The sequence below is a fragment of the Turicimonas sp. TL08 genome (genome assembly GCF_054660695.1).
The window spans coordinates 1-775 of sequence record NZ_BAAGDP010000059.1 but is presented as its reverse complement, the minus strand read 5'-3'; the positions used below and the strand labels follow the sequence as shown (position 1 = coordinate 775).

Genomic DNA, 775 nt, shown 5'->3' with positions numbered 1-775 from the left:
CGTTAATACCGATCTGCTTAGGAGGAGTATTCCTAATTAATAAACCTCACTTAATATCGTCAGAACTGCCATACATTAGTTTAGGATTTGCGAGTGCTTTTTTTCTCTCCTGTGCCAGCTTATCTCTCAAGAAGCTCGGGGCTCTCAAAGAATCCCCGCTCAGAACGATTCTTTATTTTGCCAGCGCATGCACCTTAACCGGAATTATTATCAACGCTATACAGAAGACAGATCTGCTTGCCGGCTTCTTCTCTCCAATTAGCTGGGCTTTATTTTTGTTCACTCTACTGCAACAATTGACGGTAACCCTGGGCTGGGGACGAGGGTCAACTCTCTTAAATTGTGTTTTTCAATTTTTTGGTGTTCCTTGCGCCATATTCATTGGACTAGTAATTTTCGAAGAAAGTCTTTCGTCTTCTGAACTTACCGGTATAACTATACTTGTGATCACCGAGGCAAGTGCCCTATGGATGATGAGAGAGCGAAAAGATTGATACCTCATTCTGGCAAAAATTTAGTTGCTTTCCTCTTTTGGTTTCCTGATCTTTAGTCCTTTAACAGTTCAAAAGATTAAAAGGATAGCTAACGGACTGGAGGTATCTGGCGAGGAAAGGAAAGTCTGGGCTTTCTTTCCATTCAGTAAAGATAAGAACTCATCTATGTATCAGTGGAGAAATTCTTATGAAAAGCACGAATGAATTTATTTACCAATGCTAAGGTCCTTTGCTCTATCTTTTAACTTCATACAGAGCCACCTTCTTCCAGCTTAGTTTTT

At 40.3% G+C, this 775-nt stretch carries 1 pseudogene; it reads left to right on the top strand.

Annotated elements, in window-relative coordinates:
- Positions 1-494 (top strand): annotated as a pseudogene (locus ACYQ4O_RS12915) (hypothetical protein); the annotation flags it as partial.
- Positions 495-775: the final 281 nt, after the last annotated feature.